The sequence below is a fragment of the Streptomyces sp. NPDC058671 genome (assembly GCF_042716475.1).
In the GTDB taxonomy this organism is placed as follows: Bacteria; Actinomycetota; Actinomycetes; order Streptomycetales; family Streptomycetaceae; genus Streptomyces.
Genome location: NZ_JBHXSA010000012.1, coordinates 189,276 through 210,368, shown reverse-complemented (window position 1 = coordinate 210,368; position 21,093 = coordinate 189,276). Strand labels below are relative to the sequence as shown.

Sequence of the window (21,093 nt, the reverse complement as noted above, 5' to 3'; positions counted from 1 at the left end):
CCCCGTACCCGGCCCGCTCCCGCCTCCGCCCTCCGCCGTCCGTCCGCCGTCTCCCGCCTCCGTCTCCCGTCCGCCTCCGGAATGCGGGCGCGGCCGGGCGTTCCTACCATGAGGTGACATATCTCCCTGTGTGTCCGGGGCACCCCGCGGAGTGCTGCCCGGGGCGGAACCGGAGCGAGGGACCATGACCGCAGAGGATGCCGCGCCGCAGGAACGGAACCCGGGCCTGAAGGCGAACGCGATCGGCTTCGTCGACGCCCTCGTCATCGGGCTCAACTCGACCTCACCCGCCTACTCCCTGGCGGCTGTCATCGGCCCGATCGTCGCCCTCGTCGGGATCTACGCCCCCGGCGTGATGTTCGCGTCCTTCGTACCGATGCTGTTCATCGCGTCCGCGTTCTACTACCTGAACAAGGTGGACCAGGACTGCGGCACGACGTTCTCCTGGGTCACGCGCGCCATGGGGCCCTGGGCCGGCTGGCTCGGGGGCTGGGCCATCGCGATGACCGGCGTCCTGGTCGTCGGCTCGCTCGCGGACGTAGCCGTGAGCTTCGGGCTGCTCGCCGTCGGCCTGGACAGCTGGGTGGACAACGCCTTCGTACGGCAGTCGCTCACGGTGCTCCTCATCCTGGTGATGACGGCCGTCTGCGTCATCGGCACGGAGCTGTCGGCGAAGGTGCAGAACGTCCTGATCCTGGCGCAGGTCGCCTTCCTGCTGGTCTTCGTCGTGGTGGCGCTGTACCGGGTGTACGCCGGCACCAGCACGTACGACTCCGTCGAACCCTCCCTCGGATGGCTGAACCCCTTCGGCGCGGGAGGCGCGGCGCTGACCGGCGGGCTGCTGCTCGGTGTGTTCATCTACTGGGGCTGGGAGTCGGCCGTGAACCTCACCGAGGAGGTGGAGGACTCCGCGTCCGCCCCCGGCAGGGCGGGGGTGTGGTCGACCGTCATCCTCCTCGTCACGTACGTCTCCGTCGGGTTCGCGGTCGTCGCCTTCGCCGGTCCTGCGTTCCTGGCGGAGAACGCGGGCGAGGAGGAGTTCCTCTTCGCCCAGCTGGCCACGGACGTGCTGGGGGGCTGGGACTGGGTCCTGCTCCTCGCCGTCGCCACGTCCGCCGTCGCCTCCACCCAGACGACGATCATCCCGGCCTCGCGCACCGCCCTCTCCATGGCCCGCCGCCGCGCGCTGCCCGCGCACTACGCACACGTCAGCCCGCGCTTCCGTACCCCCGACGTGAGTACGTGGTGGGTCGCCGGCATCGCCATCGCCTGGTACCTCGTGGTGAACCAGATCAGCGCCAACGCCCTCCTGGACTCCCTGACCGCGCTCTCGTTGCTCATCGCGTTCTACTACGCGCTCACGGGCGTCGCCTGCGCGGTGTACCACCGGCGCCACCTCACCGAGAGCGTCCACAACTTCCTGCTCATCGGCCTCGGCCCGCTCGTCGGTGCCGGACTCCTGACGTGGCTCCTGGTGAGGTCGGTGGTGGACATGTCCGATCCCGCGAACTCGTACAGCGGCACCTCGTGGTTCGGCCTCGGGCCGCCGCTCGTCATCGGGATCGGCATCGCCCTCACCGGGGTGCTCGTCATGATCGTGTGGCGGCTGCGGTCACCCGCGTTCTGGCGGGAACGCCCTGGGGTGGCCGATCCCGACCTGGTCCGCGGCAAGGAGCGCTGAGATGACGGTCGTCCTCGGATTCGACGAGTCCCCCGGCGCCCAGCGCGCCCTGCGCATCGCCGTCGAGGTGGCCGCCGCCTTCGACGAACGCCTCGTCCTTGTCTACGGGGCGGCGGCGCCCGGCCCCACCGGCGAGGAGTACAGGTCCCACCACGAGGCCATCCGTCAGGCCGGCCGCGCCGGCTTGCAACAGGCGGTCGCGGCGGCCGACCGGGCGGGCGTGCCGACCGTCGTGGAGGTGCTCGACGCGAAACCCGCGCAGGCCCTCATCGACGCGGCGAACCGTCACGCGGCCCGGGTCATCGTGGTGGGCAGCTGGGGCGAGAGCCCGATGCGCGGGGCGCTGCTGGGCTCCACGCCCCACAAACTCCTCCACATGTCGACGGTGCCGGTGCTCTGCGTCCCGCCGGAGACGTGACCGGCCGGGGCGTCAGTCGAGCCAGAGCGCGCGCACCGGGCCCAGCGGGTCCGCCTCGATCCGGGGCTCCGCGTCCCAGATCATCGTGGCGCGTCCCTCGCGGGTGTAGCGCGGCCAGTCGGCGCCCGGGTCCTGGTCGGTCACGAAGGCGACCCACGCCCGGTGCAGGGCGTCGGCCAGCGCGCGCGGCGGCGCCTCGCCCGCGACGGCGGGGACGCCTTCGGCGTCGAGGAGGTCGAAGGCGAACGGCAGGTCGAGGCAGTGGACGGCGAGCCCCAGGGCCGGGGACCTCCAGGCGAACTCGTAGAGCCAGGTGGGGCGCTCGCGTGCGGCACGCGCCTCCGCGACGGCGAGGTTCGGGGCGCGGAAGGTGGCGTCGGTCAGCGCCTGGCCGAAGAGCCGCTCGGCGCCGCCGTGCGCGTACGCCTCGGCGAAGGCTCCGGCCCTGGCGGGATCGAGGCCGAGTCCGCCGAGCAGTACGGGCAGGGGCGGGCCCTCGGGGCCGGGCCCGGGGACCATCGTGAACTCGTGCTCGGTGAAGCCGAGCATCAGCGGGATGCCGGCGCCCGCGTCTCCCGTCGTGAGCGCGTCGAGAGGGGGGCCGGGGATCAGCTCGCCGTCGGCGAAGGGGGCGAGGTGCAGCATCGGCGGCAGACCCTCACGGTCCGGTCCCGGCTCCCCCAGGCGGTCCGGTCCCGGCTCCCCCAGGCGGTCCTGGAGGGCGAGGAGTTCGTCGTCGCCGAGGTCACGGAGAGCGGCTGCCGTGGCCGGCACGCCGGTGCGGGAGGTGAGAAGGCGGGAGACGGCTCGGGCCACCTCGGGGCCGTCGGGGCGCAGAACCGCCCCGGAGACGGACAGCGCGCCGCGGAACAGACCCCGGGCGGCGGGGACGGCGAGCAGGGTCTGGACGGCGCCGCCGCCCGCCGACTGTCCGGCGACGGTGACCTTGGCCGGGTCGCCGCCGAAGGCCGCGATGTTGTCACGGACCCACTCGAGGGCGGCGATCCAGTCCCGTACGCCCCGGTTGTCGGGGGCGTCCTCCAGACGCAGGAATCCCTCGATGCCGAGCCGGTAGCCGAGCGAGACGAGGACGACGCCGTCCCGGTTGAAGGAGGCTCCGTCGTACCAGGGGCTGGCCGCCGAGCCGGCGACGTAGCCGCCGCCGTGGATCCACACGAGGACGGGCAGGGCGGCGGCCGGGTCGGCGTCGGGAGTGAAGACGTTGAGGTTGAGGACTCCCGCGCCCGGGACGGAGGGCTCGGGGATGGTGGTGACCTCGGCGAAGGGACGGCGCTGGGCGGTCGGCCCGTACACGGTGGCGTCCAGGGGCTCGGACCACGCGTCCGGCGGAACGGGGGCGGCGAACCGGAGGTCGCCCACGGGCGGGCGCGCGTACGGGATGCCGAGGAAGCGGAGGCTGCCGTCGGCGCGGCGATCACCCCGGACGGGCCCTCGGGCGGTGGTCACGGTGGTGCCTGCGGTGCTCATGGCTGCTGCTCCTTCTCGAGCGATGCACGCGGGGCCGGGGCTTGGAGAAGAGCGTGCCACGCTCTATTTACACGTGTCAACGATGAGGGTCACTCCCCGGATCCGCCGCGGGGAACCCTAGAATCGGACGGCTGTCCCGGGCCTCGGGCGCCAGGGGGAGGGTCGTCGCCGATGTGGGGGGGGACATCCACGTGCTGGGATTTCTCATCGTCGTCGTGATCGGGGCGGGGCTGATCGCCGCCGGCGCGGTGGGGAAAGGGCGAGCTGTACGGCCGTTCGCCGCCTCGCGCGCCCGGTCGGTGGCCCAACGGGAATACGCCCGCGACCTGCAGCGCGCCGCCGACGTCGTGATCGCGGCGGCGCGCCGGTCCGCAGGTGACGGCGAACCCGCGATCGTCACCGTCGAGGCGGTGGTCCTGACGGCCCGGGAGCGCTACGGGTACGCCGTGGTGGAGAGGCAGCACGCGGCGGCGGCGCTGCGCCGCCGGTTCGAGCACCGGCGGTGCGCGGTCGACTGCGTCACGGACGCCTACGGGTGACCGTCCGCCCCGGGTACGGGCGTTCCCTGGTGGTAGTACATCCGCAGGCCCGAGCCGGCCGGGGCGCCGGGGTCGCGGCGCCAGAGCGAGCTGCGCCTGACCCTGCGGCCGTCGAGGAGCGTCTCGTAGGTGAGGTGGACGACCCCGGGGGCGAGCAGGACCCCTGTGAAGGCCTCCGGCTCGTGACGCGGACCGCCCTCGGCGCCGCCGGCCATCTCCGGCAGGCCGGCGAGCATCTCCTCGTAGGTCCAGCGTCGGCCGGAGGCGCCGACCTCGACGAACTCCGGGTCGAGCAGCGGGGCGGCGAGCGTCCGCGAGGCACGTACCGCCGGGTCCATGAGCCGCAGCTCACCGGCGACGGCCGCGGCGACATCCGGCTCGTGGAACGCCCGCGGCGCGTGCGGGGGGTGACCCCGGGGGACGCGCACGACGTTCACTCCCCCGTCGTGCCGTCGAGGCGTTCGCGCAGCAGGTCGGCGTGTCCGTTGTGCCGCGCGTACTCCTCGATCATGTGGGCGAGGACGTAGCGCAGGGAGTACGTCTCCTCCCCACTGGTTCCGGTGACGTCGAGGGAGGCGGCCGCGTCCACGATCGCGCGGGCACGGGCGCACTCCTCCCGCCAGACGGCGAACGCCTCGTCGACGTCGGCCCCGTCCACGTCGAAGCCGACTCGGCCGGTCGAGCCCGGCGAGGCCCAGGGGCTTCGGCTCCGCTCGCCTCCCAGGGTGTCGCGGAACCAGCCGCGCTCGACCTCCGCGAGGTGACGGACGAGTCCCAGGAGGGAGAGCCCCGAGGGAGGGATCGCCCGTTCCCGCAGCTGGTCCGGTGTGAGTCCCGCGCACTTGAGGGCGAGGGTGTCGCGCTGGAAGTCCAGCATGGCCGTGAGGGTGGCACGTTCTCCCGCGGCGTGCGGGACGGGCGTGCGGTGATCTTGCAAGGTCATGCGGGCATTGTGCCCGCGTCGCCCGCCGGACACCCCGGGGTTTTCCCGGGGCGGCGCCTACCGGGCGGTCCGGGGTTCTCCCGGGGCGGCGCCGACGGGGCCGTCAGGGGCCGCCGGGGCGTCGGCCGGGCGACCCCGGGCGGCCGCGCGTCAGCCGCCGCTTGGCTTGGCGTAGTCGCCGAAGCCCGACCAGTCGACGACCACGCAGGCGTCGTCGCCGAGCACCCACGCGTCGTGGCCGGGCGTGACCTCCATGAAGTCCCCGGCGCCGAACTCCGTCGACTCGCCGTCGTCCATGACGACCTTCATCCGGCCGCTGACCACGTAACCGACGTGTGCCGCCTGGCAGCTGTCCGTGCCGGCGATCGGCTTCACGTGCTCGGACCACTGCCAGCCCGGCTCGAACACGGCACGGCCGACCGAGCCGTTTCCGCTGGTGATCAGGTCGAGCCTGCCCTTGCCGTCCTCGAAGGGACGGGTCTCGTCCGCTGAGTCGAAGCTTTTCCGTACGATCCCGCTCATCATCCGCTCCCGGCGGTGGAGATCGGACCCCGAGTCCTCTTCCAGGCTACGCCGGGACGCCGTCGTCCACCGCGCCGGCTCGGCGGGTCTCCGCAAACGGCCGTCCTCTGTTCCGCGTGAATTCACCAGGGACAGATCTGCAGAAAGCCCGGATGGGCGCACAAGGACCGATCATCGCCCCCTGGGTGGCCGGGCAGAGCCCCGACGGCGGAACCGTCCTCATCAACGTGATCACCGGTGCGTGCGTCTGCCTGTTCTCCCTGACGGCCGGCGGAAGGAACTCCTTCCGGGGGCCTTCCGCATGCCGGGCCGCACGGGGCCCGCATAGAGCCGGTACGGCGCGTTCGCCCGCGCCGCCTTGTGCAGGATGGCGCACGACCGGGGTCCGTGACCGCGCCTAGCCTCGCCGCAACGGCACCAACGAGGGGCGGCACCACCGGTGAACTGGCACATCCACGACTACCGCGAGAGCGATCTCGCCGCCGTCGTCCATCTGATCGACACCACCGCCGAGCTCGGGCAGGAGTCCGTGTTCTCCCTGGCCGAGTGCATCGGGGCCCTCACCACGCGCCAGCCGGCCGTGGTCGCCGTCCACCAGGGCGTGCCCATCGGGGCGGCGCTCGCCTGTGTGTCCGGCGAGCGGGCGTGGGTCATGCGGATCGCGATCTCCTCGGCCTGGCGCGGCCGTGGACTCGCCAGCGCCCTCCTCGTGGAGCTGGAGCGGCGGCTCGTCGCCGCCCGGGTCGGACGGATCGCGTACGTCCTGCCTGAGGAGGAACTCCTCGGCGAGGGTCTCCTGAACGCCGGGTACACCCGTCAGCCGGCCGTCGCGTACTTCGAGAAGGTGGAGCCGCTGCACGGACCGGCCGCCGGGCTCCTCGACGACCTGGGCGGCCGGCTGCTCCCCGGCGACCTGTGGGCCAAGGTCGCCGGGATGGAGCGGGAGAAGGATCTGATCGAGCGCCGGGTCGTGCTGCCGCTCGCGGAGCCGGAGCGGGCCGGCCGGCACGGGGTGCGACCGCCGCGCGCGGTCTGCCTGTTCGGCCCGCCGGGCACCGGCAAGACCACGTTCGCCCGCGGCGTCGCCTCACGTCTCGGCTGGCCGTTCGTGGAGATCCTGCCGTCCCGCCTGGCCGACGAGGGGAACCTCGCCGCGGCCCTGCGGTCCGCGTTCGCGCGGATCGCCGAGCTGGAGCGGGTCCTCGTCTTCATCGACGAGGTCGAGGAGATCGCCCCGGTGCGTGCGGAGCCCGCGCAGCCCGGCGGCATGCACGGGGTGACGAACGAACTCCTCAAGCTGATACCGGGCTTCCGGGAGCGGGACGAGCGGCTGCTCGTCTGCGCGACGAACTCGATCCGTTCCCTCGACCCGGCCTTCCTGCGCCCCGGGCGCTTCGACTACCTCATCCCCATCGGTACGCCGGACAAGGCGGCGCGGGCCGCCATCTGGGCCCGGTACACGGACGGCCGCGCGGACGTCGACATCGACGAACTGGTGCTCGCGAGCGAGCTGTTCACGCCCGCCGACATCGAGCACGCGGCGCGGATCGCCGCCCAGTCCTCGTTCGAGCGGGATCTGCTCGCGGTCGGCGGGAGGGGCGGCGACGGTCCGGCGCCGGGAGCGAGCACCGCGGACTACCTGGAGGCCATCGGGGAGTGCCGTCCGACGGTGACGCCGGAGATGGTCGAGCAGTTCGCGTCGGACATCACGACGCACGCCCGGACCTGATAACGAACTCCGCTCTGGCGGCGTCCAGTTCGGCGCGGTCGGGCGGGTGGGCACCGGCCCGCGAGACGGTCACGGCCGCCGCCGCGCCCGCCGTCCGCAGCAGTTCCGCGAGGTCTTCGGCGCCGAGTCCGCCGAGAGCCTCCCGGCCCCGCCCGGCGAGGGTGTCGAGGACGGCGGACATGAAGGAGTCGCCCGCCCCGACGGTGTCGACGACGGCGACGGGGGGCGCGTCGGCGGTGACCGTCTCGCGCCGCGTGACGGCGAGCGAACCGGCCGCGCCACGGGTGACCAGGACGACGACCGGGCCGAAGGTCAGCCACCGGTCGGCGACCGTGCGCGGGTCCTCGCCGGGGTACAGCCACGCCAGGTCCTCGTCGCTGGCCTTCACGAGGTCGCTGAGAGCGACGCACCGCTCGACGCGGGCGACGGCCGCGCCGTGCTCGCCCATCAGCGCGGACCGTACGTTCGGGTCGTAGCTGACGGTGGCCCGGGCCCGGAGCCGCTCGGTCTCGGCGAGGACGGTCGCCGCGCCGGGGGCCGTGACGGCGGCGATCGACCCGATGTGGACATGGGCGGGCACGAGGTCGGCCGGTGCGCCCGCCGTGAGCGTCCAGGCGATGTCGAAGGTGTACGTGGCCGTGCCCTGCGCGTCGAGGCCGACGACCGCCGACGGGGTGCGCTCGGGGACGTCGCCGGCCTCCACCCGTACGCCCGCCGCCGTGAGGTGCTCCTCGACGAGCCGGCCGGTGGGGTCGTCGGCGAGCTGCGTGAGCAGGGTGACGTCACGGCCGAGGCGGCCGAGGCCGTAGGCGACGTTCGCGGGGCTGCCGCCGGGGTGGACCCGGTCGGCGCCGCCCCCCGTGGGGGCGCGGACGATGTCGGCGACGCACTCGCCGATCACCAGGAAGGACATGTGGTCGGAGCTCCTCGTCGTAGGTGTCCTGCCGGAGCGGGGCGAACCGCAGATGGTACGCGGCCCCGTGGCGCACCGGGGCGGGGGTCCGTGGAGTCAGGCCCGATGGCGCCGGTAGAGCACCTGGTGGGCGTCCCACTCCACGAAGGACTCGGCGTACTCCAGGCCGACGGCCTCCAGGAGCCGGCGTGAGCGGCGGTTTCGCTCCTGGGTGACGGCGACGACGCTCGGCGTGCCCTCCAGGGTCCTCTCGGCGACGGCGCCGACCGCCTCCCGCGCGTAACCCGTCCCCCAGTGCTCGGGCAGGAACAGGTACGACAGTTCCGTCTCCCCGCCCCGCGCGTCCGGCTCCACCGCGACCAGGCCGAGCACGACGCCGTCCTCGGTGCGGACCACGGCGTGGAATCCGGGCGCCCCGACGATCCGGCGCCGCCGGATCCGGATGACGGACTCGATGACGGGGCCGCCGAGGTGGCGCCGTACGACGGGATCGGTCCACAGGCGGGTCACGGCGTCCAGGTCGGCTTCCTGGACCGGCCGCAGAAGCAGGCGCCCGGTGCTGAACGACCCGGCCGGCGCGGTCGGCGCGGGAGCCGGGGCGGAGTGCGGGGGGATGGCCACGCCTCCGATCATCTCAGGGCCCACGGCTCCCCCGACGACGAGTCGCCCGGTCTCAGGGCCATTTCGGCCGGCGGGTGGCGGCCCGCGCCGTGCTCAGTCGGCCATGCGGCGGGTCAGCGCCGCCAGGGCGCCGGGCCGGCGGCCCGGGACCCGCCGCCGCAGGTCGATGAGCGCGGGGCCGAGGGCGCGGGCCCGCGCCCGGTCGCCGATCCGCTCCCACTGGTGGTGGGCCCGGTCCACGGCTCCTTCGACGTCGGGGTCGTCCGCCGGCTGCCGCAGTGCGAGCCGGGCCTCGGCGGCGGCGAGCCACAGTTCGCAGCTTCGGGCGGGTTCTCCGGCGAGGCGGGCGAGGTCGGCCCGTACCTCCGTCCAGTGGAGGGCCTCCGCGGACCGGGGTCCGTGGCGGCGGAGGGCCTCGTGCTCCCAGGCCGCGGCCACCGCCGCCGCCTCTCCGTGTCGTCCGGCCGTGGCCGCGGCCAGGATCGCGGGGTGCGGGTCCTGTTCCACGACCGGGACGGGCGCGGGCGCGAGGAGGAGCGACTCCGGTCCGACGGTGGCGGCGTGGGCGGCGGACTCGGCGTGCAGCGTGCCGTACGGGAGCCGCGCGCCGGAGCGCCAGAGCTCCGCCCAGGACCGCAGGTAGGCGGGGGCCAGGGGCTCACCGCGCCGGGGGGCGGGGGTCACCCGCCCGTAGAGGTGTGGTCCTGGGCCCAGGGTGAGCAGGCCGGGTGCGGCGGTGAGGCGCTGCCACACCTCGGGGTCCGCCGCGAGGTCGGCGACGACGGTGGTGGTACCGGGGGCCCGTACCGCGAGTTCGCCGGCGAGCCAGTGCCAGGGCAGCGCCGTGTAGCGGAGGGTCGCGGGGGTGGTGCGGGCGAGTGCCAGGTGGGGCAGTTGCTGGCGGCGGTCGAGGTGGAGTTGCCCCGCGAGGCAGACGAGCAGCGGGCCGGGGCTCGCCGCGGCGGCGCGCAGGCGGGTGAGCACGGTCTGCGGGTCGAGCGGATCGGCGAGTTCGACGAGGGTGGCGGTGGTGGTGCCGGTGAGGACCCCGGGCGGCACGGCGGCGAGGGCCGGCAGGACGGAGGCGGCGTCCATGGCGCGCCCCCGCCCTGCGGGTGCCACCGCGAGCAGAAAGGCGGTGCCCGTCGTACCCGTCGCCGTTCCCGTGCCCGCCCCGCCCGGGGTCGCCGTACGCGTGCCCACCGTGCCGATTCCGTCGTCGTTCACCACCCCCGCACCGTAACGCGTCGCCCCCTGGCCGGTAATCGCCGGGCCTTTGGCATATGCCAGAAGCACCACCGGATCGAGTGTTGCCAAATCCCTTACGGGCCCTCCCGGGCTGTGCAACAGTCGTATCCGGGCCTGCCTTTCACATCAGCCGGCCGTGCCGCGCCTGTATCGGAGTACGACATGCCGTCCCCCCTGTTCGCGGACCGTCCCGCCCAGCAGCCGGAGCCGGGCGCGGTGGACGCGCTGATCTCACAGACCCGCCGTCTGCGCGGCGGCCTCGTCGCCGTGCGCCGGGACGCCGTGGTGGACGACGACGACCCGCAGCAGCGCTGGCAGCGCGCCCTCTGCGACCTGGCGGTCAGCCAACTCGACGACCTGGGCGCCCAGTTGGGGCAGCTCAGGGCGGGCGTTCCGGAGCAGACCACGCAGGAGCCGAGCGCCGCCGAGGCCGTCCTCGACACGGACCTCGCGACCGACCCCGGCACCGCGTACGGCGAGATCCCGCCGGCGCGCACCGGCTCACTGCTCTCCCGCGTCGGCAGCGCCGAATGGAACCTCCTCACCGACGAGGTCAGCTGGTCCGAAGAGCTGTTCCAGATCTTCGGACGTACGCGCGAGAGCGGCCCGATGTCGCTCGACGAGATGCCCACGATGGTGTTCGCCGAGGACCAGCCCGTCCTGCAGAGCCTGGTGACGGACTGTCTGATCGACGGCAAGCCGATCGACGGTGAGTTCCGGATCGTCCGGACCGACGGGCGGGTGCGCACGGTGCACATGACGGGCGAGCCCGTCCTCGACGCCGACGGCTGCACCGCCTCGATGTGGGCGGTCCTCCGCGACGTCAGCGAACTGCGGCGCGGACAGCGGGCGGTCAGGGAGAGCCGGGACACCCTGGAGCGCAGCCGGCACATCGAGCAGACCGAACGCCGGGTCGCCGTCGAACTCCAGGAGGCGGTGCTCCCGCCGTGGCGCGGCTCGCTCCGCTTCGCCCACGACGGCCCCGCCCCCGTCGACGTGGCGGCCCACTACCTCCCGGCCGCCAGTACCGGCCTCATCGGCGGCGACTGGTACGACGCGCTCGCCCTGCCCGACGGGGACGCGCTGCTCACCGTGGGGGACCTGACGGGCCACGGGGTCGCCGCGACCTCCTCGATGGCCATGCTGCTCGGCGCGCTGCGCGGGATGGCCGTCGCCGGGATCCGCCCCGCCGCCCTGATGACCCACCTCAACCAGCTCCTTGACGCCTCCGTACAGCCCGCGCTCGGCAGCGCGATGTGCTGCCGCTACGACCCGGTCGCCCAGACGCTGACCTGGGCGCAGGCCGGTCACCCCGCCCCGCTGCTGTTCCGCGACGGGACGGGGCACGTGCTCCGTCGCCCCGAGGGGGTGCTCCTCGGGGCGACGACCGGGGCGGTGTACGGCGAGGCCGAGACCCGGCTGCTCCCCGGTGACCTGCTCGTCCTGCACACCGACGGACTGACCCGTGGCAGTGGTCGGGGCGACGACACCGACGCACGACGGCTGCTCGCCCTCGGCCGCCGGCTCGCCGGGGCGCGGGACGCCCAGGACGGTGTGCGCGCGGTGATCGAGGCGTTCGGCCGGGAGCCGCGCGAGGACGACGCCTGTGTGATGGTGGTCCGGGTCGGCCGCTGAGGCTCCCGACGGCATCCGCCTGCCGACGCCCTCGTACGGGCGCCCTCGTCCGGAGGTCGTCCGGGGCCGGGGCCCCGCTCAGGCCTGGCCCGCCCTCGGCCGGTTGACCGGGGACTGCGGCAGCGCCTCCGCGATCTCCTGGCGCAGGTGCTCGATCCTCGTGTAGCCGGCGTACTGCCCGGTCAGCCGGTACATCTCCCGCAGCCGGTCCCAGGTGCGGTGGGACGAGGTCTCGCCCATGGACATCAGCGCGAGCCGGGCGTACCGGTCGGCCTGCTCCGGGTCGTCGGCGATGAAGCAGGCCGAGGCGAGCGAGATGTGGTCGAAGAGTTTCGAGCGGTCGTGGCCGTCGTGCCGCAGTTGGATCGCCAGCCTGGCGTGGCGCTGGGCGGGGACGGCCGCCGTCGGGTCGTGATCGGCGAGGGTGCGGTAGGCGAGGGCCTGCATGCCGTGCATGTCGGCCTCGTCGAAGTTCTGCATCCAGCTCGGGGTCTTCTCGTCGCGACGGTCGGACACGAACAGTTCCTCGGCCTCGCCGAGGGTACGGCGCATGGCCTGCCCGCGGCCCATCGAGGCCTGTGCCCAGGCCTCGATCGTGTGGAACATGGCCCGGGTCCGGGGCAGCAGCCGTTCGCCCGAGCCGTCCTTGGCCAGCTTCATCAGGTCGAGGGCGTCGTCGGGCCTGCCCAGGTGCACCATCTGCCGGGCGGCTCGGGAGAGCGCCTCGCCGGCCCGGGGCCGGTCGCCGCCCTCGCGGGCCGCGTGCGCGGCGATCACGAAGTACTTCTGCGCCGTGGGTTCGAGGCCCACGTCGTGCGACATCCAGCCGGCGAGGACGGCCAGGTTGGCGGCGACGCCCCACAGGCGCCGCTGGAGGTGGTCGGCGTGACGGTAGGCGAGCATGCCGCCCACCTCGTTGAGCTGGCCCACCACCGCCTTGCGCTGGAGACCGCCGCCACGGGAGGCGTCCCAGCGGCGGAACACCTCCACGGAGGCCTCCAGGGCCTCGATCTCCTGGGACCCGATGGGGGCGGCTTCGTAGCGGTCGAACCCGGCGGGATCGACATGGAGGGGGTCGGTGGCCCGCTGGGGGGCGGACCGGTGTGAGGGGTCGGTCTGAAGCCAGTCGTGCATGGCGTTGCTGAGTACGGAGCCGGCGGCAAGCGCGGCACCCGCGCCCACCAGGCCGCGTCGGTTGAGCATGAGGTCCATTCCCGTGAATTCGGTGAGGACCGCCGCCGTACGATCGGGTGCCCAGGGCAGCCCGTCAGGGTTCTCCGTCTTCCTGACGTCCTGCCGTCTTCCTGAGCGCCCGTGTCGTACGAACCCGAGGTCCTCGATGGTCACGACACGGCCGAGTCGCTCGGTGAACAGTGCTGCCAGCACCCGGGGGACGGGATCGCGCGGAGTCTCACCGCGGTCGATCCAGCGCCGGACCCGCGAGGTGTCGGTCGCCAGCTGGGGGTGGCCCATGGCCGCCGCCTGCCGGTTGACGAGTCTCGCGAGTTCACCCTTGGACCAGCCGGCCAGGCCGAACAGGTCTGCCAGGCGGGTGTTGGTTTGTCCGGTCACGTCTAAGCCCCCAGGTTCTCGGCTGAGTTGACAGTAACCCCCTGTCATAGGGCTGGCGACTATTCGCCAGGGTTCGCCAGGGTGCGCCCGATGTTCCGCCACCCGCGCCCGGGTGTCAGGTAGGAACGCGCCACCCCGCCCCGCCGACCGGCCCTCATTCCCCAGGGTGCGGACCGGGGGCGGGCGGGGCGACGCACGCAACTCGTCGGCACACGAAGGGATCTGTCACCTCCATGTACACAGCATCGTCCTCCGTGTCCGCCCCGCCCCGGCCGCAGCACCGCATCGTCCCGGCCGGCGCCGGACCCTACCTCGCTCCCGCGCCCCAGGCCGTCCGGCCGCGGCGCTGGACGGGCGGCACCGGCACCCAGCCGATCAGCGGACGCATCGACCTGTCGGGCCCGCAGGGGGCGCAGCTGAAGAGGGCGATCGCCTCGGTCCACCGCATCTGCCCGGAGTTCAACCCGGTGCAGGTGCTGCGGCGCAGCGGACGTTCCGTACTGATCGTCGGGACGACCGGGCGGACCACGGCGGTCGCGAAGTGTTTACTGGACCACTCCCCCGCGTGGGTCGAGCGGTTCCAGCACGAGATAGCTTCCTACCGCTCCTTCGTCCGTCACCGTCCGCCGGTGCGGGCGCCCCGGCTGATCGCCGCGGACCCGGAGAACTGCACGCTGGTGATCGAGCGGATGCCCGGACGGGCGGCGGCGCTCTCGCGCCACCCCGTCGAGGCGCCGCCCCGGGCCGACGTGCGGGCCGCCCTCGGGGCGATCGCCCGGCTCAACGCCTGGCGGCCGCCGGCCGGGACCTTCGACGCCCCGCTGGACTACGGCACCCGGATCGCGCGCTACCACGAGCTCGGGCTCTTCACCGACCGGGACCGGGACGACCTTCAGAAGCTGCTGCACGGTCTGGCGCAGGCGGGCGGCCGTCAGGGCATGGGCCAGTTCTGTCACGGTGACGCCCTGCTCTCCAACATCCTCCTCTCCCCCACGGGGCCGGTCCTCGTCGACTGGGAGCACGCGGGGTGGTACCTCCCGGGGTACGACCTGGCGACGCTGTGGACGGTGCTCGCCGACGCGCCGCTCGCCAGGCGCCAGATCAGCCAGCTCGCCCAGCAGGCGGGCCCGGCGTCCCGGGACGCCTTCCTGGTGAACCTGATGATCGTGCTGACGCGGGAGATCCGTACGTACGAGACGGCGGTGCAGCGCACCATGAAGGAGGCTCCGCCGGCCGGTTCCGTGCCGGTGCCCACGGGGGTGCTCGCCCCGGGTGAGGAACAGCGGCTGCTCCTGAGGCGGCTGCACGACGACTGCGCCATGGCACGGCGGGCCGTGCGCGCGGCGGTCGGGACGCGCTGAAGGGCCGGCCCGGCCGACGAAACGGGGGGTGCGCCGTGCGCCCGGTGCCGACACACCGGGACGCGGCGCACCGGCTTGTGCCGCGCCGGTCAGTGGTCCACTCCAGTGACGGGTCCCAGGCCGGGGGCCCGTCTCCGCGAAACTCAGGACCCCGGCCTCCGTTTCTGCTCTGACGTGCGAACTTGCTTTCAGAGAGGTGTGATTGACGGATCGTCCGGGAGCCGATACCCCTGTACGGGTTCGGTCCCGCACGCCCCGGTGTCACCCCCCGCCCCTGGAGGCTGCCTTGCTCCGTTCCGCGTCCTTCGGACGTCCGCCGTCCTCTCGTCTGTCCAGAGCCGTCGGCGTGCTGGCGTCCGCGGCCCTGCTGCTCCCGCTGTTGTCCGCCGCCCCTCCGGCCGGTGCCGACGTGCCGGATGCGGGATCGCTCCAGGGGCAGTTCGCGCGGGCGGCCGCGCGCCACGGCGTCCCGGAGCGCGTGCTGCTCGCCGTCTCGTACCTCCAGTCGCGCTGGGACGGCCACGGCGGTGCGCCGAGTGTGACCGGCGGCTACGGGCCGATGCATCTGACGGACGCCGTGACGGCCCTCGCCCGGTCCGTGCCGCACCACTCGGAGGGTGAGGAGGACCCGCGCGGCGACGCCTCGCGGGCGGTGCGTTCCGGCGCCGAGGCGCCGGTCCCGGCGGCGGAGTCGCTGCCGCCGCGGCTGCGGACCCTGGAGCGGGCCTCCGCGCTGTCGGGGATCGCGGCCGAGGAGCTGCGTACCGACGCGGCGGCGAACATCGAGGGCGGGGCGGCGCTGCTCGCCGCCGCGCAGCGGGAGGCCGGACTGCCGGCGAGCACGGACCCGGCCGACTGGTACGGGGCGGTGGCGCGGTACTCCGGCGCGGACGACTCGGCTACGGCGACGACGTACGCGAACGACGTGTTCGACCTGATCCGGAGCGGGGAGTCGCGGACGACGGACAGCGGGCAGGTGGTGACGCTCCCGCCCGCGCCCGCGGTGGCACCCGCCACGGAGCAGGTGACCGCACTCGGGCTGCGCCCGCCGGCCGCCGGCCCCGTGGAGTGTCCGCGTTCGGTGGCCTGCGAGTGGATCCCCGCGCCGTACGAGGAGTTCGGCGACGGCGACTACGGCAACCACGACAAGGCCGAACGGCCCTCCTCCCAGTCGATCGACTACATCGTCATCCATGACACCGAGGCCGTCTGGGACGTCACCCTGAAGCTGGTGCAGGACCCGGCTTACGTGTCCTGGCAGTACTCGCTGCGCTCCTCCGACGGGCACATCGCCCAGCACCTGCCGCTCAAGGACGTCGGCTGGCACGCGGGCAACTGGTTCGTGAACGCCAAGTCGGTGGGCCTCGAACACGAGGGCTTCCTGACCTCGCCGGACTCCTGGTACACGGAGGCGATGTACCGGACGTCGGCGCGGCTCGTGCGGTACCTCGCCGCGCGCTACGACATCCCGCTCGACCGGCAGCACGTCCTGGGGCACGACAACGTGCCGGGCACGGTGACGTCCACCATCAGGGGCATGCACACGGACCCGGGGCCGTACTGGGACTGGGCGCACTACTTCCGGCTCCTGGGCCGTCCGATCACACCGAGCGCGGGGCCGGACGCCGCGGTGGTGACGATCCGGCCCGGGTACAGCGCCCATCAGCCGGTGTACACGGGCTGCGCGGCGGCGGGTGAGGCGTGTGCGCCGCACGGGAGCGGGGCGGTGCGCCTGCACACCGCGCCGAGCGCCGACGCGCCCCTGGTGAAGGACATCGGTCTGCGGCCGGGCGGGCAGGACTCGACGACGGGGGTCAACGACACCGGGGCGCGCGCCTCCACGGGGCAGAGCTACGCGGTCGCGGAGCGCAGGGGCGACTGGACGGCGGTCTGGTACCTCGGACAGAAGGCGTGGTTCCACAATCCGGGGAAGGAGCCGACCGCCGTGAACGCGCGGGGCCTCGTCCTGACCCCCCGGGAGGGTCTCACCTCGGTGCCGGTGTACGGACGGGCCTATCCGGAGGCCTCGGCGTATCCGGCGGGTGTGCCGGTGCAGGCGGTGTCACCGCTGCCGTACCGGCTGCTCGCCGGTCAGCGGTACGTGGTGGGGGACCGGACCCCGGGCGAGTACTACTTCGCGCCGGTGTTCGACAGTAGCGGGCACACGGTCGTGCGCGGCCAGGAGGAGTACTACCAGATCCAGTTCGGCCATCGGGTGGCCTTTGTGAAGGCAGCTGACGTGCGGGTTTCCCGGACCTGACGGAGGCGTGGCCGAAAGACGCGGGGCGGTGCCGGACGAGGATTCCAGCACCGCCCTTTCGGCGTTCATAGGACTATTCAGGAGATCGCGTGCGCCGTACGGGCGACGGGTAAAGGTGGGCCGGACACAGCAGTTGCTCACCGGAAGGCCCCGCCACACATGCCTCAGCCCTTCGTCATGCCGGATTTCTATGTTCCGTATCCGGCCCGGCTCAATCCCCATGTGGAGACCGCCCGCACGCACACCCGGGACTGGGCGCGGGAGATGGGGATGCTGGAGGGCTCGGGGGTCTGGGAACAGCACGACCTCGACTCCCACGACTACGCGCTGCTCTGCGCGTACACCCACCCCGACTGCGACGCGCAGGCCCTCGACCTGGTCACCGACTGGTACACGTGGGTGTTCTTCTTCGACGACCACTTCCTGGAGGTCTTCAAGCGGACCCAGGACCGGGCGGGCAGCAAGGCGTACCTGGACCGGCTGCCCCTGTTCATGCCGGCGGACCCGGCGACGGGCATGCCCGAGCCCACCAACCCCGTCGAGGCCGGGCTCGCCGACCTCTGGCGGCGGACCGTTCCCTCGATGTCCGAGGGCTGGCGGGTGCGGTTCGCCGAGGCCACCGAACACCTGCTCCACGAGTCGCTGTGGGAGCTCGACAACATCAACGGGGGACGCGTCGCCAACCCCGTCGAGTACATCGAGATGCGCCGCAAGGTGGGCGGCGCGCCCTGGTCGGCGGGGCTCGTCGAGTACGCGGCGGGGGCCGAGGTCCCCGACCGGGTGGCGTGCTCCCGGCCGCTCCGCGTCCTCAGGGACGCCTTCTCCGACGCCGTGCACCTGCGCAACGACCTCTTCTCGTACCAGCGCGAGGTGGAGGACGAGGGCGAGAACAGCAACGGCGTCCTCGTCCTGGAGCGGTTCCTCGGCTGTACGACGCAGGAGGCGGCGAACGCAGTCAACGACCTGCTGACCTCCCGGCTCCAGCAGTTCGAGAACACGGCCCTGACCGAGGTTCCGCTGCTCGCCGCCGAGCAGGGCCTGGGCCCGGAGGAGTGCGCGGCCGTGGCGGCGTACGCCAAGGGGCTGCAGGACTGGCAGTCCGGCGGCCACGAGTGGCACATGCGTTCCAGCCGGTACATGAACGAGGGCATGGTCGCCGGGCCCTCGCGGCTCGACGGGGTGCTCGGGACCTCCGCCCTCGACATCCGGACCCTGTTCGGTCGCCCGGCCGCCTCCAGGCTGCGGACGCTCACCCACGTGCCGCACCAGCACGTGGGGCCCTCGCTGCTGCCGGAGTTCGACCTGCCGTACCCGCTGACGCTCAGCCCGCACCACCAGGAGGCGAAGCGGCGCTCCGAGGACTGGGCGGAGCGGATGGGGCTCCTGGACGACATCTGGGACCGTCCGATGATGGACGGCTTCGACCTCGCGCTCTGCTCGGCGGGGCTCGACCCGGACGCGACCCCGGAGGAGCTGGAGCTCAGCGCCGAGTGGCTGACCTGGGGGACGTACGGGGACGACTACTACCCCCTCGTCTTCGGGCGGTCGCGTGACCTGGCGGGCGCGAAGCGGCTCACGGGGCGGCTCAAGTCGTGCATGTCGGTGGAGGATCCGGCGGCCGGGCGGGCGCTCGCCTCCCATCCCCTGGAGGTCGCGCTCGCCGACCTCTGGGCGCGCACGTCCGGCCCGATGGGCCCTGGGGCGCGGGCCCAGCTCAGGGCCGCGCTCGACGCGATGCTGGACAGCTGGCTGTGGGAGCTGCACAACCAGGCCCAGCACCGGGTGCCCGATCCGGTGGACTACATCGAGATGCGCCGGACCACGTTCGGCTCCGAGCTGACGATGTTGCTGTGCCGGCTGCGGCACACCGAGGCCCTGCCCCCCGAGATCTACCGGACGGGTACGGTCCGTGCCCTGGAGCACGCGGTCTCGGACTACGCGACCCTCCTCAACGACCTCTTCTCGTACCAGAAGGAGATCGAGGTCGAGGGCGAGGTGCACAACGGCGTGCTGGTGCTGCAGAAGTTCTTCGACTGCGACTACCCGACGGCGGTGGCGATGGTCGACGACCTTATGCGCGGACGGCTGCGCCAGTACGAGCACCTGAAGGAGACCGAAGTGCCGCTCCTCTACGCGGACTTCGGCCTCGACCAGGAGGGGCGGGCGGCCTTCGAGGCGTATCTGCGGGAGCTGGAGGACTGGCTCGCGGGCATCCTCAACTGGCACCGGAGGGTGCGGCGTTACCGCGCGGAGGACGTCCATGTCGGCAGCGGCACCCCGCTGCTGGGCCGCGGCCCCACGGGACTCGGCACCGCGGCCGCGCGGGTGGCCTCGGTGATCGGGTCCGCGACGCGCTGACACGGACGAGGGCCGTCCACGGGAGGTGTTCCCGTGGACGGCCCTCGCGGCGCTACGGCTCAGAGGCGCCGGCCGCGCAGCTCGTCGAGTTCGCGGCGGTCGCGCTTGGTTGGGCGCCCGGCGCCCCGGTCGCGGACGGCCGCGACGGCCACGTGCTCGCGGGGCGGCGGGGGCGGACTGTTGTCCACGTACGCCTCGACGGCGACCGGCGGGCCCACCCGCTTGGTGTGGAGTTCCTTGACCTCGACGATCCGCTCGCGGCCGCCGTGGAAGAGCCTCACCTCGTCGCCCGGCTTCACCGGCTGGGCGGGCTTGGCCCGTTCACCGTTGACCTTGACGTGTCCGGCCCGGCAGGCCGAGGCGGCCTGGGAGCGGGTCTTGGTGAGCCGGACCGCCCAGATCCAGCTGTCGACGCGTGCGCTCATCGACCGCCGCTCCCCCGTCAGCCCTGCTGGAACAGCTCGGCGGGCAGCGGCTTGAGCAGCGTGTACAGGTCGTCGGTGATCGGCCGGTCCCAACTGGCGATCGTCACGAGGACGTTGTCGCTGCGGTCGAACTGGACGCAGGAGATACGGCTCTCGGAGAGCTTGAGACGGCGGACGATCAGGAGGTTGTCGCCCTGCATCACGGGGACGTCCTCGACGTCGAGGACCTCGACGGGCTCGTCGTTCTCTAGGGCGGCGAGGAGCTGGGCCACCTCGAAGGGGATCTGGCCCTCCGCGAGCTCGCGCGCCGGGGAGCCCTCCGGCAGATTGCCGATGATCATCGCGGGGCCCCGGCCGCCGAACAGGTCGTACCGGAGGAAGACGCCCTGGCAGGAACCGTCGGGGGCGGGCAGCAGACCGGCGCCGAGGTTGCCGGGCCAGTCTCCCGGGTCCATGGCCAGGACATCGAAGTCCGGGCCCGCGGGTGTGGCGGCGCTACGGCGGCGGAGGAAGGACATACGGCCATGGTACGTGCCCGGGCGCGCGACGCGACGCGCCGGGCGGCTCCGGGCGGCCGCCCCGCTCCGACGGGCCCGGCGGCCCGTACGGCACTCCCGCGCCGTGGTGGCGCCGGGCTGCCGAGGCCCCTTCCCCAATCACGGACGGTGACCTGGACGGCCCCGCACTCACCGCGGGTGGCATGTCCGGGGTCCGTATGGTCACCGTCCTCGGACGCGGTTCCCGGTGCGTTACCTGGACGCGGACGCGGGGACGGACACGGTCGGGAGCGCCCCGACGGCGCCGGGTCGCCGGGTCGCCGGGTCGCCGGGTCGCCGGGTCGCCGGGTCGCCGGACGATCTTCGCCATCGGTTCCCCACGATCGCGATACGGTGGACGGACCGTCCCCGATCAGCGAAGGAACCGTTTCACCGTGTCCGAGACCCGGGAACCCGCGCTGCGCGGAGACTGCGCGAACTGCTTCGGCCTGTGCTGTGTGGCGCTGCCCTTCGCGAAGTCGGCCGACTTCGCCGTGGACAAGCCGCCGGGTGAACCCTGCCGGAACCTCCAGGAGGACTTCCGGTGCGGCATCCACACCCGGCTGCGGCCCAGTGGTTTCCAGGGCTGCACGGTGTACGACTGCTTCGGCGCGGGCCAGCAGGTCTCGCAGGTGACCTTCGGCGGGGTGTCCTGGCGCGAGGCGCCGGAGACCACGAGCCGGATGTTCGACGTGTTCTACGTGATGCGCCAGCTGCACGAGCTGCTGCGCTACCTCACCGAGGCGCTGGACCGGCCGGCGGCCCCGCCGGTCCACGCCGCCCGGAGGGGTGCGCTCGACCCGGGCGAGGCGCGCCCCCCGGTCTCGGCGGACACGCGGGGGCA

At 73.4% G+C, this 21,093-nt stretch carries 19 protein-coding genes and 1 pseudogene; 10 read left to right on the top strand and 10 right to left on the bottom strand.

Going from position 1 to position 21,093, the window contains the following annotated elements:
• The first annotated feature begins 184 nt into the window (after positions 1–184).
• Positions 185–1,681 (top strand): APC family permease, encoded by a 1,497-nt coding sequence (locus tag ACFWV2_RS17690; protein WP_360793120.1) that lies wholly within the window; start codon positions 185–187, stop codon positions 1,679–1,681.
• Position 1,682: 1 nt separating this feature from the next.
• Positions 1,683–2,099: a universal stress protein gene (locus tag ACFWV2_RS17685; RefSeq protein ID WP_384405944.1), complete on the top strand. Its 417-nt coding sequence runs from the start codon at positions 1,683–1,685 to the stop codon at positions 2,097–2,099.
• A 12-nt stretch (positions 2,100–2,111) separates the two neighbouring features.
• Here the strand turns inward: ACFWV2_RS17685 and ACFWV2_RS17680 are convergent, their stop codons facing one another.
• A complete protein-coding gene (locus ACFWV2_RS17680) occupies positions 2,112–3,587 on the bottom strand; it encodes a carboxylesterase/lipase family protein (RefSeq protein WP_384405943.1) in 1,476 nt (491 codons plus the stop codon).
• Between the two features lie 191 nt (positions 3,588–3,778).
• Between ACFWV2_RS17680 and ACFWV2_RS17675 the strand changes: the two genes are divergently transcribed.
• A complete protein-coding gene (locus ACFWV2_RS17675; protein WP_384405942.1) occupies positions 3,779–4,126 on the top strand; it encodes a hypothetical protein in 348 nt (115 codons plus the stop codon).
• On the opposite strand, the gene ACFWV2_RS17670 is transcribed toward ACFWV2_RS17675, so the two are convergent.
• The 3 genes from ACFWV2_RS17670 to ACFWV2_RS17660 form a co-directional block, all read right to left on the bottom strand.
• Positions 4,117–4,464 (bottom strand): DUF4440 domain-containing protein, encoded by a 348-nt coding sequence (locus ACFWV2_RS17670; protein ID WP_384405958.1) that lies wholly within the window; start codon positions 4,462–4,464, stop codon positions 4,117–4,119. The two genes, ACFWV2_RS17675 and ACFWV2_RS17670, sit on opposite strands and share 10 nt — an antisense overlap.
• Before the next feature lie 95 nt (positions 4,465–4,559).
• On the bottom strand, positions 4,560–5,069 hold the full coding sequence (locus tag ACFWV2_RS17665; protein ID WP_384405941.1) for a DinB family protein: 510 nt from the start codon (positions 5,067–5,069) through the stop codon (positions 4,560–4,562).
• 150 nt (positions 5,070–5,219) lie between these two features.
• Positions 5,220–5,591 carry a cupin domain-containing protein gene (locus ACFWV2_RS17660; protein ID WP_384405940.1) on the bottom strand — a complete coding sequence of 124 codons (372 nt, stop codon included), beginning with the start codon at positions 5,589–5,591 and terminating at the stop codon, positions 5,220–5,222.
• 152 nt (positions 5,592–5,743) lie between these two features.
• Here ACFWV2_RS17660 and ACFWV2_RS17655 point away from each other — a divergent pair, with 152 nt between their 5' ends.
• The gene (locus ACFWV2_RS17655; RefSeq protein ID WP_384405939.1) at positions 5,744–5,992 is read left to right on the top strand and encodes an SPW repeat protein; all 249 of its coding nucleotides are present in this window, start codon (positions 5,744–5,746) and stop codon (positions 5,990–5,992) included.
• 38 nt (positions 5,993–6,030) lie between these two features.
• A complete protein-coding gene (locus ACFWV2_RS17650) occupies positions 6,031–7,320 on the top strand; it encodes an ATP-binding protein (protein ID WP_384405938.1) in 1,290 nt (429 codons plus the stop codon).
• On the opposite strand, the gene ACFWV2_RS17645 is transcribed toward ACFWV2_RS17650, so the two are convergent.
• From ACFWV2_RS17645 to ACFWV2_RS17635, 3 genes are all read right to left on the bottom strand, one after another.
• Positions 7,298–8,233, bottom strand: a complete 936-nt coding sequence (locus ACFWV2_RS17645; protein WP_384405937.1) for a carbohydrate kinase — start codon at positions 8,231–8,233, stop codon at positions 7,298–7,300. The two genes, ACFWV2_RS17650 and ACFWV2_RS17645, sit on opposite strands and share 23 nt — an antisense overlap.
• A gap of 96 nt (positions 8,234–8,329) precedes the next feature.
• Complete coding sequence (locus ACFWV2_RS17640; protein ID WP_384405936.1) at positions 8,330–8,854, bottom strand: GNAT family N-acetyltransferase; 525 nt, start codon at positions 8,852–8,854, stop codon at positions 8,330–8,332.
• A gap of 93 nt (positions 8,855–8,947) precedes the next feature.
• Positions 8,948–10,084 carry a hypothetical protein gene (locus tag ACFWV2_RS17635; protein ID WP_384405935.1) on the bottom strand — a complete coding sequence of 379 codons (1,137 nt, stop codon included), beginning with the start codon at positions 10,082–10,084 and terminating at the stop codon, positions 8,948–8,950.
• Positions 10,085–10,264: 180 nt separating this feature from the next.
• Here ACFWV2_RS17635 and ACFWV2_RS17630 point away from each other — a divergent pair, with 180 nt between their 5' ends.
• Positions 10,265–11,737: a PP2C family protein-serine/threonine phosphatase gene (locus ACFWV2_RS17630; protein WP_384405934.1), complete on the top strand. Its 1,473-nt coding sequence runs from the start codon at positions 10,265–10,267 to the stop codon at positions 11,735–11,737.
• 78 nt (positions 11,738–11,815) lie between these two features.
• On the opposite strand, the gene ACFWV2_RS17625 is transcribed toward ACFWV2_RS17630, so the two are convergent.
• Positions 11,816–13,309, bottom strand: coding sequence for a hypothetical protein (locus ACFWV2_RS17625; RefSeq protein ID WP_384405933.1), 1,494 nt, complete (start codon positions 13,307–13,309; stop codon positions 11,816–11,818).
• A gap of 233 nt (positions 13,310–13,542) precedes the next feature.
• Between ACFWV2_RS17625 and ACFWV2_RS17620 the strand changes: the two genes are divergently transcribed.
• The 3 genes from ACFWV2_RS17620 to ACFWV2_RS17610 all read left to right on the top strand — a co-directional run bounded on the left by ACFWV2_RS17620 (position 13,543) and on the right by ACFWV2_RS17610 (position 19,288).
• Complete coding sequence (locus tag ACFWV2_RS17620; protein WP_384405932.1) at positions 13,543–14,670, top strand: aminoglycoside phosphotransferase family protein; 1,128 nt, start codon at positions 13,543–13,545, stop codon at positions 14,668–14,670.
• Positions 14,671–15,016: 346 nt separating this feature from the next.
• The gene (locus ACFWV2_RS17615; protein ID WP_384405931.1) at positions 15,017–16,930 is read left to right on the top strand and encodes an N-acetylmuramoyl-L-alanine amidase; all 1,914 of its coding nucleotides are present in this window, start codon (positions 15,017–15,019) and stop codon (positions 16,928–16,930) included.
• A 159-nt stretch (positions 16,931–17,089) separates the two neighbouring features.
• Positions 17,090–19,288, top strand: a complete 2,199-nt coding sequence (locus ACFWV2_RS17610) for a germacradienol/geosmin synthase (protein ID WP_384405930.1) — start codon at positions 17,090–17,092, stop codon at positions 19,286–19,288.
• Between the two features lie 59 nt (positions 19,289–19,347).
• On the opposite strand, the gene ACFWV2_RS17605 is transcribed toward ACFWV2_RS17610, so the two are convergent.
• Positions 19,348–19,713 carry an RNA-binding S4 domain-containing protein gene (locus ACFWV2_RS17605; RefSeq protein ID WP_384405929.1) on the bottom strand — a complete coding sequence of 122 codons (366 nt, stop codon included), beginning with the start codon at positions 19,711–19,713 and terminating at the stop codon, positions 19,348–19,350.
• Positions 19,714–19,730: 17 nt separating this feature from the next.
• Positions 19,731–20,231 carry a hypothetical protein gene (locus tag ACFWV2_RS17600; protein WP_384405928.1) on the bottom strand — a complete coding sequence of 167 codons (501 nt, stop codon included), beginning with the start codon at positions 20,229–20,231 and terminating at the stop codon, positions 19,731–19,733.
• Positions 20,232–20,644: 413 nt separating this feature from the next.
• Here ACFWV2_RS17600 and ACFWV2_RS17595 point away from each other — a divergent pair.
• Positions 20,645–21,093, top strand: a pseudogene (locus ACFWV2_RS17595) (pentapeptide repeat-containing protein); the annotation flags it as partial.